The organism is Streptomyces sp. DH-12 (assembly GCF_002899455.1).
Classification (GTDB): Bacteria; Actinomycetota; Actinomycetes; order Streptomycetales; family Streptomycetaceae; genus Streptomyces.
In genome coordinates this window covers 7,340,875-7,353,406 of sequence record NZ_PPFB01000001.1, presented here as the reverse complement: position 1 = coordinate 7,353,406, position 12,532 = coordinate 7,340,875, and the positions used below count along the sequence as shown (strand labels likewise).

General features: G+C 70.4%; 8 protein-coding genes and 3 pseudogenes. 9 read left to right on the top strand and 2 right to left on the bottom strand.

Annotation, left to right across the window (positions count from 1 at the left end; translation table 11 throughout):
* Positions 1-234: 234 nt before the first annotated feature.
* The 6 genes and pseudogenes from C1708_RS35495 to C1708_RS32560 all read left to right on the top strand — a co-directional run bounded on the left by C1708_RS35495 (position 235) and on the right by C1708_RS32560 (position 6,277).
* Positions 235-765, top strand: a pseudogene (locus C1708_RS35495) (peptidase inhibitor family I36 protein).
* Positions 766-1,730: 965 nt separating this feature from the next.
* Positions 1,731-2,406: pseudogene (locus C1708_RS35490) on the top strand (IS5 family transposase); the annotation flags it as partial.
* A 302-nt stretch (positions 2,407-2,708) separates the two neighbouring features.
* Entirely contained in the window at positions 2,709-3,497 is a 789-nt protein-coding gene (locus C1708_RS32575) for a hypothetical protein (protein WP_106416020.1), read from the top strand.
* A 159-nt stretch (positions 3,498-3,656) separates the two neighbouring features.
* Complete coding sequence (locus tag C1708_RS32570) at positions 3,657-4,823, top strand: IS30 family transposase (protein WP_106416419.1); 1,167 nt, start codon at positions 3,657-3,659, stop codon at positions 4,821-4,823.
* Positions 4,824-5,175: 352 nt separating this feature from the next.
* Positions 5,176-5,847, top strand: a complete 672-nt coding sequence (locus C1708_RS32565) for a serine integrase family protein (protein ID WP_241911387.1) — start codon at positions 5,176-5,178, stop codon at positions 5,845-5,847.
* Positions 5,848-5,896: 49 nt separating this feature from the next.
* Positions 5,897-6,277, top strand: a complete 381-nt coding sequence (locus C1708_RS32560; protein WP_274543366.1) for a recombinase family protein — start codon at positions 5,897-5,899, stop codon at positions 6,275-6,277.
* 34 nt (positions 6,278-6,311) lie between these two features.
* On the opposite strand, the gene C1708_RS32555 is transcribed toward C1708_RS32560, so the two are convergent.
* Positions 6,312-7,346: an IS630 family transposase gene (locus tag C1708_RS32555; protein ID WP_106416018.1), complete on the bottom strand. Its 1,035-nt coding sequence runs from the start codon at positions 7,344-7,346 to the stop codon at positions 6,312-6,314.
* A gap of 719 nt (positions 7,347-8,065) precedes the next feature.
* On the opposite strand from C1708_RS32555, the gene C1708_RS32550 reads away from it, so the two are divergent.
* A complete protein-coding gene (locus C1708_RS32550; RefSeq protein WP_106416017.1) occupies positions 8,066-9,334 on the top strand; it encodes a ricin-type beta-trefoil lectin domain protein in 1,269 nt (422 codons plus the stop codon).
* Between the two features lie 328 nt (positions 9,335-9,662).
* Here the strand turns inward: C1708_RS32550 and C1708_RS32545 are convergent, their stop codons facing one another.
* Positions 9,663-10,928, bottom strand: a complete 1,266-nt coding sequence (locus tag C1708_RS32545) for an IS701 family transposase (protein ID WP_106416016.1) — start codon at positions 10,926-10,928, stop codon at positions 9,663-9,665.
* Between the two features lie 79 nt (positions 10,929-11,007).
* Here C1708_RS32545 and C1708_RS32540 point away from each other — a divergent pair.
* Together C1708_RS32540 and C1708_RS32535 are read left to right on the top strand one after the other, a co-directional pair.
* Positions 11,008-11,879, top strand: a protein-coding gene (locus C1708_RS32540; protein ID WP_437076537.1) for an IS5 family transposase whose coding sequence is annotated in 2 segments (ribosomal slippage) — positions 11,008-11,368 and positions 11,368-11,879 — 873 coding nt in all. Because the reading frame shifts where the segments join, the coding sequence is not laid out codon by codon here.
* Positions 11,880-12,044: 165 nt separating this feature from the next.
* Positions 12,045-12,370: pseudogene (locus C1708_RS32535) on the top strand (hypothetical protein); the annotation flags it as partial.
* Positions 12,371-12,532: the final 162 nt, after the last annotated feature.

The window sequence follows — 12,532 nt, the reverse complement described above, 5'->3', positions numbered from 1 at the left end:
GGCTCCAGGTCGCCGGGCACCTCACATCCCCCACGCCCGCGGCGGTTTCGTTCCGGCCCCGGGCAGGACGCCGCATGAAAGAGCCTGTGCCAAACGCCCTCGGCGGCCCAGGCCCTTACGTCCAGCCAGCTCCTGGGAGCGCGCGCAGCCCTGGTAGAAGATCGTCGATGCTGGTCTTGTGCCAGTCTCCCCCGCTTCAGCCAGGGCAGGGTGTTCACCCGGGCAGCGAGGGTGATGCCCCGGCTTGCCGGCGGGCGTGGCACCTTCGTGGCCCGGTTTGAGAAGGTGGCCGGTACCGCCTCCTCCACGCGGATGAACTCGATCGGCATCCGGCCGGCTGGCCGCCCGGGGCCGCTATCTCTTGAGCGTAATCAAAACCCTGATGCGCTCCGTGGCGGTCTCCGCCCTGGCACTGCCCCCCTGACCGCTCCCACCTCGGCCGCCGGCGAGAGCGGCGCGGCACGCGCCGGCATCGACTGCCCGTCCGGCCACGTGTGCATCTACCCGGAGATCGACTTCGGCGGGCAGCCCTGAGTGCGGCGTGCCTCGGATGGCAGTGTGAAGGATCTGCCCTCCGCGATCCGTGACCGCGGCAGCTCGATCCGCAACAACTCCGACCGTACCGCCCGCGTGTACGAGAAGCGCAACCACGCCGGCCGGTGGGTGTGTGTGACCCGCAGCGGCGGCTCCATCCACGACCTGCGCGGCTACAACCTCAACGACCAGACCCGCTCGTTGAAGATCAACCGCAACGACTGCGGCTGAACACCTCGGCGAGCGGATACGAGGAAGACCCCCGACCCTGAAACAGCAGGGTCGGGGGTCTTCCTCGTGGAGCGCCGGGCAGGCCTTGCACCTGCATTTCCCCACAGGAAGCGGGGCGTCTTTCCTTGGACCACCAACGCACAGCCCACCACCGGTAAACCTGGCGGCGTTCTCAAGATCCACTCTACCGCAGTCTCAGCACACTGCGCACACCCCGAACGGCTCTCACCACCCGCCGGGCAACACCCGAGGCCGGGAGTCGTCCTTGTCCTTACCCTCGTGCGGCACCACCCGGGAGAGGAAACGGCCTGGGGCGCTCCGGCCGCTTGCGGCACGGCGGCTCACGAGGTCATCGTGCGGCCCGCCAGCGAAGAGCGTCTGCGCTCCTGACCCAGCACGCCGCCGAAGCGGCCCTCCTACGGCCCGCCCGCCCGAATCTCCTCAGCGTTATGACGCGTGCGAGGGCGACGCGTCCTCACCACAGGTACGTACCGCCCTTGCGCTTCACTCCCCAGTCGATCGGCCGTCTACCCGCCGCCGGACCGCTCATACCGTCCCGGTCGCGTACGGGAACTCATGCAGCCGCACGCTTCATAGGCCAGCTGACTCGACACATCGCAGGGACCGTCCCCGCTCGCCGCGCACCGGCGCAGCCTGTTGGCCCGCTTGGTCAGTGCGGCGGGGAAAAGCGCAGGCCTGCGGTGATGAGCTTGCGGACGGCGATCACGGCGGCGGCCGTCACGACGGGAGCGGAAGGTCCGGTCAGGCCGCGTCCGCCTCTGCGGAATCCTGAGGTGATCTTTCGGACCCTGGCACCTCTGCACGCCGGACACGAGTGGTGGATCTATGACAATTCCATAAGTCGGCGTTGCCGAATACTGCCTATGCAGGTCAATTTGTCGGCTCATACGTCTTAGAACTCCTAACGAAATGATCTCCAGGGTGGTTGGATCACCCCAGGACTGATGATCCGGGGGTGCGGGGTGACTCGGCCGAAGCCGTGGAATGTTGATGACGAGTTGTGGGCGGTAGTCGAGCCGCTGCTGCCCAAGGTCGAGCGGCGGACTCGTCACCCCGGACGCAAGCGGCATCCGGACCGGCTGGTGTTTCAGAGCATCCTGTTCGTCTTGCACACCGGGATCGCCTGGGAACATCTGCCACAGGAACTCGGCTTCGGCTCGGGCATGACGTGCTGGCGCCGCCTGGCCGAGTGGGCCGAGGCCGGCGTCTGGCCCCGGCTGCATGAGGTCCTTCTGTCCAAGCTGCGTCGTGCGAACGCCCTGGACTTCTCCCTGGCCGCAGTCGATGGCTCCCACATCCGGCGCTAAAGGGGTGCCCAAGACAGGACGAAGCCCTGTCGACCGGGGCAGAACTGGCAGCAAGCACCATCTGATCACCGACGCCACCGGCACCCCGCTCGCAGCCACGCTGACCGGCGGCAACCGCAACGACGTCACTGAGCTCATCCCACTGCTGCAAGCCGTTTCGCCCGTGCGCGGCAAGCGTGGCCGGCCAAGACGCCGCCCGGACACGGTGCTCGCCGACCGCGGCTACGACCACGACAAGTACCGCCGCCTCGTCTGGGACCTCGGCGTGAAGCCGGTCATCGCTCGGCGCGGCACCGCGCACGGCTCCGGACTCGTGAACCCAGACACGGCTGGCAGTCTCCCACCACCGTCCCCCGGCGGGACAGTCCACTGTCAGCCGAACAAGGGACTACGGCTGCGCGGGGAGTAGGGCGAGGCAGACACGGCGGCCCTCCAGGTGAGAGCTGAACGGGGCCACGAGAGACCCGCGACTTCCTGCACGACATCATCGCTGCACGACGGCCTCGCAGACAACCCGGCTGTCTGAATGCTCCAGGCCCGCCTGATCCGCGGTACTGGTAGAGTCGCGCTCTTCGGGCCCGAGCGGCCCGGAGTTCCGGTGAGGCACCACTGACCATGACCGAACGCGTCCCCGAACCTGGCCCGGCCGCCCGCGCACGGCTCGACCGGGCACTGGACCACCTGGACGTCACCTTCCGTGGGATGACCGCCAGGGCCGATGAGGTCCAGTGCGACTGCCACTGGGGCAGCCCGGAGGAGCTCGCCCTGCTGAAGCTCCCCGACACGGAACTCGACCCCGACCTCCTGCACCGCACCTGGAGCGCACCCGACTGGGATGACCACGGCGCCGTGCTGCGCCGAGTCCTCCCGCAGTTCGCCCGCGAACTGACCGGCGGCCTCGGCGCCTACGCGTGGGATATCGACAACGTCGGCGCCTCGTTCCACCGCGCCGACTGGCAACAGTGGCCCGCGCCGCAGAGCGAAGCCGTACGGGAATTCCTGTATGCCTGGTGGGCCCACACCCTGCTCACCCCGGACCCCGCCGTCCCCGTCCCCGAGCTCTTCGCGCTGTGTGCCGAGGCATCCGCCACCATCGGCCCCTGGCTGGCGGTCTGGGAGGCCCTCCGCCACCCGGTCACCGACCAGCACCTCACCGACACCGTCGACCGGTGGGAGTGGGACCTCTTGGAAGACGCACTCCCCTGGCGGTCGTCGGCGTTCTGGCCGGACGAGGAAGCGGAAGCCGCACGGACGGAACTGGCCTCCTGGCTCGTGCGCGAGGCCCCCGCACGCCTCCGCGCCACCGGCGCACCCGCCGAACTCCGGCACGCCGTACGTCTGCTCGGCCTCCCCCATGCCGACCGCTGGGACGACCCGCACGCACCGCGCCATCGCTACGCCTGACGCGGACGCCCGCAGACCCACGTCCGTCACTGAGTTGTTATTCCGGCGAGTACTACCGGGACCCCCACCCGGACGCGTCGGATCCCCGTCTGCAAACGATGGCACCCTCAAGTGATCAACGCACCACCCTCGGATGATCATGTGATCGTGGAGGCACAGGTGCGTGACTACGGGTTTTCGCCAGCTCAGCAGGACGAGATCTGGAGACGCTGGCGCGAGGGGCAGTCGTTCAGCTTGATCGGGCGGGCGCTCGGGGCGCCGATGCAGAGCGCCCGTCGGTTCCTGCACCAGAGCGGCGGCGTCCGCCTCGCCGCTCAGATGCGGTCAGAGCGGCATCTGAACGGCAGAGAGCGCGAGGAGATATCCCGCGGCCTCGCCGCCGGGGAATCGGCCCGGCAGCTGGCCAAGCGGCTAGGCCGATCTCCTTCGACCATCTCACGCGAGATCGCCCGCAACGGCGGCCGGGACCGCTACCGAGCCGCGTCGGCCGATGCGGCCGCCTACGAGCGCGGGCGCCGCCCCAAGCAGGCCAAACTCGCCCAGCGACCTGCTCTACGCGCCCTGGTGGAAGCCAAGCTCGCTCTGTGCTGGTCACCCGAGCAGATCGCAGGATGGCTGCGCCGGCAGTTTCCTGATGACGCCTCCATGCAGATCTCGCACGAAGCGATCTACCTCTCGCTCTACGACCCTCGCCGGCGCCAGGCGATCGACCGCAGCCTCACCCAGCGGCTGCGGTCAGGCAGGCCCATGCGCCGTCCGAAGATCGCCCGTCGGCCCACCGGGCGGGGCGTCATCCGCGGCATGGTGTCCATCACCGCCCGCCCCGCGGAGGTCGAGGACCGCAAGATCCCGGGCCACTGGGAGGGCGACCTCGTCATGGGTACCCGGCCCTCGGCCGTCGCCACGCTGGTCGAGCGCACCAGCCGTTACACGGCCATCGTCGCGCTGCCCGACGGCATCAAGGCCGAGCAAGTCACTCCGCATCTCACCAGGAATCTCCTCGGCATCCCGCCCCAGCTACGACGAACGCTCACCTGGGACCGAGGGCGCGAGATCGCCGAGCACCAGGCCATCACCGCCGAGACGGGGATGCCGATCTACCTCTGCAAGCCGCGCAGCCCGTGGCAGCGCGGCACCAACGAGAACACCAACCGGCTGCTTCGGCAGTACCTGCCCAAGGGCGCGGACCTTCGCAGGTTCAGCCAGGCCGACCTGGACGCCATCGCCCACGAGCTCAACCACCGCCCGCGCAAGATCCATGGCTACCGCACTCCGGCAGAGGTCTACGCTGACCTTCTGAACAGCGGTGATGCGCTGACCGCTTGAGCTCGCCATCGTTTGACGACAGGCGGCCGACGCGTCCGATGAACCCGTGCAATCCGGGGTTCGCGGCGGCGCGAATCCAATCAGATCCGAGGGTGATTGCTGACGGAGTCTGACGACGGACAGGGTCCGATCCTCCGTACGGAAGGGGCCCCTCGGTGGCGAACCCGGTCCACAAGCGGGTCCCGACCGACCAGCGGTCAGCCGCCCGGCAGAGCCTCGTCCTCGACGAAGCCGGCATCGACGAGCCGGTCGTCTTCGAGGAGGACGGCGGCACCTCCACCCGCTCCAGCGGCCGAAGTCCGGCGAGCTGCTCACCTACGCGCGGCCGGGCGGCACCGGGCACATCCTCGACGTGCTCGACGTCCTCCATCGCGACCAGGTGGCGCTGCGCATCCACGACGGCGCGTTCTCCGCGATGGACCTCACCGCCCGTCACCCGCGCACCGGAGAGCTGCTGTCCACCGTGAAGTTCATGGTGCAGACCCTGGCCGCCGCGGGCGAACTCCAGCGCGACCTCCAACGGGAGCTGACGTACGACGGGCTGCGGGCCGCCGAGGCCAGGGGCAGCAAGGGCGGGCGCCGCCCCGCCGTGGCGGCCGAGAAGACCGAAGCCGTACGCACCGCGTACCTGGAGGGCCGGTCCATCGCCGCCCTCGCCCGCGACCACGGCGTCAGCCGCGGCGCGATCCGCACCGCCGTCGCCGACCTCCTGCCCGACCACACGGCCGGCGACCCGGGCGTCCCGGCCCCGGAGCTGCCGGTCGTCCTCAACATGCCGGGCAAGGTCGCCGACTTCCTCCGCTCGGCCGAGCTGGAGGCCGCCGAGCGCGCCGCACTCGACCAAGGCGTCACCGTACGGCGCGGCCAGGGCTACACCCTGCGCGTCAGCGCCGTCCCCGCCGTGCACCGAGGGCTCCTCACCCGCTGCCAGCCGCTCGACGGCGGCCAGGGCGTCCCCGCGATCCCGGCCCAGCGCAAGGCCCGCCGCGAGTACGAGAACCGGGTCACGGCGCTCACACCCTGACCATGATCAATCTCAGCGCCAACCGCTGTACCGATGTTCCCCGAGGCCGGTGACCCTCGGCGCGGACCTGCACGAGCGCAGCATCGGGCTGCACGTCATCGAGCAGGGCATCGACACTGCCACCGTGGAGGGACGGGCGATGTTCGGCATGCTGTCGGTGCTCGCCGAGCTTCAGCGCGAGCTGATCGTGGCGAACACCAATGACGGGCTCGCTTCTGCCCGGGCCCGCGGCCGGGTCGGCGGCCGCCGACCGAGGCTCACCGAGGACCAGGCCGCGCTCGCCCAGCGGCTCTACGACGAGCGGGAGAAGACCGTCCAGCAGATCGCCGACATGTTCGGCGTGCCCCGCTCCACGGTGTATGGACACCTCAACAAGACCAAGACCGTCCCACGCCAACCGAAGAAGAGCGCGGCCATGAAGCCGAGATAGCTACCGGTGGGTTACTGGTTCCCTGGTGGCCGGGCTAGTGACCTGAGTCGGAGATTCGTCGGCAGTAGGCCGCGACTTTGTCGAGGATTTCGTCGGCAGTCTTCGTCCAGACGAACGGTCGTGGATTGTCGTTCCAGTCGGCCAGCCAGGAACGAATATCGCGTTCGAGGGCCTGGACGAAGCGGTGGACACCGCGCTTGAGCTTCTTCTGCGTGAGCTCGGCGAACCACCGCTCCACCAGGTTCAGCCAGGACGAACTCGTCGGAGTGAAGTGCAGATGGAACCGCGGGTGAGCCAGCAGCCACTTCTTGACGGCGGGTGTCTTGTGGGTGACGTAGTTGTCCAGGATGAGATGGACCTCGAGGTCGGCGGGCACCTCCTTGTCCAGCCTGGCCAGGAACTTCTTGAACTCCACGGCCCGGTGCCTGCGGTGCAGGGAGCCGATCACTTTGCCGGTGGCGACCTCCAGGGCCGCGAACAGGGTGGTGGTGCCGGCCCGGACGTAGTCGTGGCTGCGGCGCTCAGGAACCCCGGGCATCATCGGCAGCACCGGCTGAGAGCGGTCGAGGGCCTGGATCTGCGACTTCTCGTCCACACACAGGACCAGGGCCTTCTCCGGCGGATCCAGATACAACCCGACGACGTCACGGACTTTGTCGATGAACAGCGGGTCGGTGGACAGCTTGAACGTCTGTGACCGGTGCGGGGCCAGGGCGAACGCCCGCCAGATCCGCGAGATCGCGGACTGGGACATGCCCGTGGCCGCCGCCATCGACCTGGTCGACCAGTGGGTGGCGTTCTTCGGCTTCTCCTCCAGCGTCTTGACGATGACCCGCTCGACGTCCGCGTCGGTGATCTTCCGCGGAGCACCGGGCCGCGGCTCGTCACACAGGCCGTCCAGCCCTCGCTCGAGGAAGCGTCGCCGCCAGGTGCGGACCGTGTCCGGAGAGACACCCAGCCGGCGCGACACCTCCATGATCGAGTGTCCGTCGGCGCACTCCAGCACGATCCTTGAACGCTGGGCCAGTGCCTGAGCGGTCGAGCGGCGGCGCACCCAGCCCTCCAGCACGGCCCGCTGGGCATCGCACCGACAACGGCGGAATCTTCGGACCCGGACGACTCATGCCAAACCAACGACGAATCTCCGACTCAGGTCACTAGGACTCCGGCGCCAAGCAGTGACGGAGTCGGCTCACGACGAGTCGCCCGTTCCCAATCCCAAGGAGATCCCGTGCAGTCAGGACACCGGTACGGCACCGCCGCCCGGCCCTTCCCCACCGCCGTCCTCGTGCTGGTCGTCGCCCGTGCCGCCCGGTGGGCGCCGAGGCCGTCGCGGCCCCGGTCACGCCACCGGCGGGACCCGTCGGCGTGCCGTGCGACGGCGAGAAGATGACCAGGAGGAGACGCGCGGGGGCCGGTGGGGTGACGTCCCGGACGCCTTGCCGGTCATCTGACCCCACTACGGTGCCGCAGTGGCCGTGAACCGATCCGATTCCGTCGTCGTGGAGGCGAGGACGCGGAGCCCCGCGCGCTGTGGTGCTCGGCGGGAACGGGGCCTGCACGGGGCCGGCCCATCCGTTCCCCTGCGGCCCGGAGCCGTACCTCCCCGGCCGGGCGGACAGCCGACCGCCGGGCGCTGAGGGGGCGATCGCCCCGGACCGTGTCGTGCCCGTCCCGCCGGGGGAGGCCCGGGGCGGTCCGCACCCGGCACCGCGCCCCGGCCGCAGGGCGCCGCGAGTGTGCGGCCGCCATGCGGCAGACAACCGTGAGACCGAAGGAGAACGAGCAATGTCACGGCAGAACAGGCCGGTCGGCGGCGAGTCCGCCCGTCCGGCCGGCACCGACGGCGGATCACCGGTCCGTCGCGCGGTGGTGCTGTCCCCGGTGGGCGACGACGTGGAGCAGGCCGTGCTGCGGCCCGCCCCGCACCGCGGCGCGGCCACCGCGAGCGCCACCGCCGCCGCCACCGAAGGCGCCGCGAGGGCCGACGGGACCGGCCGGGGCGGGACGGAAACCCCCTCCACCGCCACGGCCGGGGCCGGGACGGCCTCGGCCGCGAACGGGCCGAAGGCGCGGGAAGGGGCCGCGGAACCGGGCACGGACCGCGGGGAACGGCCGGAGACGGCGGCGAGCACCGCCACGTCGGCCCGCACCGCAGCCTCCTCGTCCGGACTGGCTGCCGCACTCGGCGGCGCCCGCGGGGCCGGGAGGGAAAGCAGCGACGGCGACGGCGCGCCGGGGCGGCCGAAGGCCCCCGTGCTGGCCGCCGCAGGGATCGCCGGGGTGATCCTGCTCGCCGTACCGCTGCTGGTCATGGCCGGTGACGACCGCGACGAGCGACCCGGGGGACGAGCCGACGCGGCTGCCGACTCCCGGGCGCTGCTCGACGGTCAGGAGGAACAGCAGCAGCCGGGCGTCTATGCCGCGGAGCCCTCGAAGGACGACGCTCCGGCGGACTCGTCGAAGGGCGGGGAAGGCGGCGATGAGAAGGACGGGAGGAAGACGGAGGACGGCAAGGAGGAGGCGAAGGACGACGGCAAGGGGTCCCCGGACGGCTCCGTCACCGGCGCAAGCCCGCAGGCCGTCACGGAGGGGAGGAAGGAGGAGGACGCGGCGAAGGAGCCGGTCCGGCAGGCCGAGAGGAAGGCGGACACGACGGTCACCGTCGCCACCGCCCGGATCGTCAGCGCCGACACCGGCAAGTGCCTCACCGCGAGCTCCCGCAGGGCCGGGGCGGAGCTGGCCATCCAGCCCTGTGGAGCCTCGGCAGGCACCCAGACCTGGTCCTTCCACGACACCGACAGGACCCTGCGCATCGGTGAGGACCTGTGCATGGGGCTGGACGGCGGGTCGGTGGAGAAGGAAACGGCCGTCCTGCTGCAGCGGTGCGACGGGTCGAGCGGACAGAAGTTCAAGATCAACAGCACCGAGGACCTGGTGTCGCTCAAGGCCGGCGACAAGTGCGTCGACGTGTGGTGGGGCAAGGAGGCCGACGGCACGCCGGTCAAGCTGTGGCCCTGCACCGGCACCGCCAACCAGACCTGGCGGCGCGGCTGATCCCGTCCCCCGGGCGCTCCCGCGCCGGTGACTCCTCACCGCCGCGGACCGGCGCCGTACGGGGTGCCGTGAGGCACCCTCCGACTGCGGGGAGACGGATGCACGTCCGTGGTGCGACCGGGTCGTTCCGGACGGGGACACCCGGAGGCGCCGGTCGAACCACCAGGAACGAACAGAGTCCGACGAGGCCATTGCTTCGTTTGTGTCCGAGTTCTAGTAGTGCTTGGTCAGGTCCGGAGTGGGGTGGGTATGTCGCGGTGGCAGGTGGGGCAGGCGCCGGTCCAGGTGGCGAGGAGTGTCTGCAGTTCCCGGACGACTTGGTAGAGGCTCAGACCTGCGCCGCTTCTTTTGGGTGGCGGGCCAGTCGTTGCAGGGTGCAAAAGGCGTGGGCGGCGGAGACGAGGGTGACGTGGTGGTGCCAGCCGGCCCAGGTGCGGCCCTCGAAGTGGGCCAGGCCCAGCGCCTGTTTCATCTCGCGGTAGTCGTGCTCAATGCGCCAGCGGAGTTTGGCCAGCCGCACCAGGGTGGCCAGCGGCATGCCGGAGGGCAGGTTCGACAGCCAGAACTGCACCGGTTCGCTCTCGGTGGCCGGCCACTCGGCCAGCAGCCACCGCTCGGGCAGCTCCGGATCGTCGGCGGCCCTGCGGACGCCGCGTCCGGCCGGGCGGATGCGCAGGGCGACGAAGCGCGAGTACATGCGCTTGACGCCACTGCGGCCCTTGCCCGGCCGGGAGCCCTCCCGCCAGGACACCGGCCGGGCCGCCGTCCGGCCGGCCGCGATGACCAGGTCCTTCACGGGCTGCGCGGGCTCGGGGTACTGGATCTTCGGCGGACGCCCGGTGCCCGCATAGACCGGTTGGACGGGCCGGGCCTCGGCCGGATGCGCGGTGTGACGGCCGGAGATGCCGACCGCATAGGGCAGGTCCCGTTCCTCCAGGCCGAGGCGGAAGGCGGCGGCATCGCCGTAGCCGGCGTCCGCGACCACCAGTGGGATGTCGATGCCCCACGAGAGGGTCTCGTCGATCATGTCCAAAGCGAGCTGCCACTTCTCCACATGCCCGACCTGGTCGGGAACGCCGCAGCGGGTGCGGCGGGCGACCTTGGCCGGATCCGCCTCGGGCGAGGCCGGATCCCAGGAGGACGGCACGAACAGCCGCCAGTCGATCGCAGCCGAGGCATGATCGGTGGCCAGGTGCACCGAGACGCCCACCTGGCAGTTGGTGACCTTGCCCGCGGTGCCGGTGTACTGCCGGGCCACACACGCCGACGCATCCCCATCCTTCAGGAAGCCGGTGTCGTCCACGATCAGCGCTTCCGGGCCGATCGCCTCGTGCATCCGCCAGGCCAGCCGGGCCCGCACATGCGCCGCATCCCACGGACTGGAGGTGATGAAGTGGGCCAGCGCCTGCCGGTTGCCGTCCCCGCCGAGACGGGCCGCCATCGGTTCCACCGACTTGCGCCGTCCGTCCAGCAGCAGCCCGCGCACATACGCCTGCCCCCACCGCCGTTGATCCGCCCGGAAGAACCCGTCGAACAACTCCGCCGCGAACGCCTCCAGGTCCTCCCGGACCCCGGCCAACTCCTCAGGTGTCACACCACCTCAACGACACCCACGAGCAAACGGACACGCCACCCGCGAGTGAAGATAACCAAGCCCTACTAGGCAGTTTCGTTTGGATCAGTCGGTCGTTGGTCTGGGTGTGCCGTTGACTGATGCGCAGTGGGCGCGGATCGAGCCGTTGCTCCCGGACCGGACGCCGAAGCGAGGTGGCCGCTGGCGGGACCATCGTGAGGTGATCGACGCGATCGCCTACAAGTTCCAGACCGGTACCCAGTGGGTGCACCTGCCGGAGAAGTACGGCAACTGGCGGGGCGTGTACAACCGGCTGCGGATGTGGGCCGCCGACGGCACGTGGGAGCGGGTGTTCACCGCCCTGGTGGCCCAGGCCGACGCTGACGAGGACCTGAGCTGGGCTGTGTCGGTGGACTCCACGATCGTGCGGGCCCACCAGCACGCGGCCGGGGCCCGCAAAAAGGGGCCCCGGCCGACGAGCCGCAGGACCACGCCATCGGCCGCTCCCGCGGCGGACTGACCACGAAGATCCACCTTGCCGCCGACGGCCGGTGCCGGCCCCTGGCCTTCCACCTCACCGCCGGTCAGGCCGGTGACGCACCCGCCTTCACCGAGGTGATGGACCGCCTGCGCGTTCCCCGACAGCGCGGTCGTCCGCGCACCAGACCGGACATGGTCCTGGCCGACAAGGCCTACTCCTCCCGCGAGATCCGTGACCATCTGCGCAGACGCGGCATCCGGGCGGTGATCCCGGAACGGGCCGACCAGCAGGCCAACCGGAAGCGGCGCGGACAGGCCGGCGGCAGACCGCCGGCCTTCGACCCGGAGGCGTACAAGCAGCGCAACACCGTCGAGCGGTGCATCAACCGCCTGAAGCAGTGGCGCGGTATCGCCACCCGCTACGAGAAGACCGCGACCATCTACCTGGCCGGACTCCACATCGCGGGCATCTTCCTCTGGTCCGCCCGATGATCCAAACGAAACCGCCTAGGGTGTGGCCGACTCGGTAGTCGCTCCGTCACCAGCAGTTGTGATCCCCTCCTGCCGCGACGCCGTTCCTTCGGCGGCGCGTCGAGGAGGAGCCCGACGTGCCCTCAGTCCGTGCAGTGCTCTGTCGTACCGAGGAAGGCCACGGTCATGCCGCACCCGCACACGTCCCCCGCCGGCCGGTCCCCCCACGGGGGACCGCCGGTCGTCAGCCGCCGGCGCCTCCTGGAGTCCGGCGCCGCCGTGCTCGGCGCCCTCGCCCTGTCCGCTTCGCCCGTCGCCGCGCACGCGGCCGGCCGGCGGGCAGCGGCCGACGCGCCCCCGGAGTGGAACGACTTCGGCGTCTTCCGGCTCGGCACCCAGCCGCCGCACACCACGCTCATACCGTACGCGGACGTGCGCCAGGCCCTCGCCGCCGACCGCGCCCGCTCGCCCTACCGGATCGCCTCGACGGCACCTGGAAGTTCGCCTACGCCGCCCCGTAGTCCTAGCTCGGACACCAGGGAGCAAGTAACCCACCGGTAGCTTTCAGTGGATCAAATCTCTTGAAGCCCTGGCGAAGTAGCCCAGCCTCAGCAAGATCAATCTCAGCGGCGCTTTCTGTACCGCAACTACTCACACCCGGACCTCCAACGGGA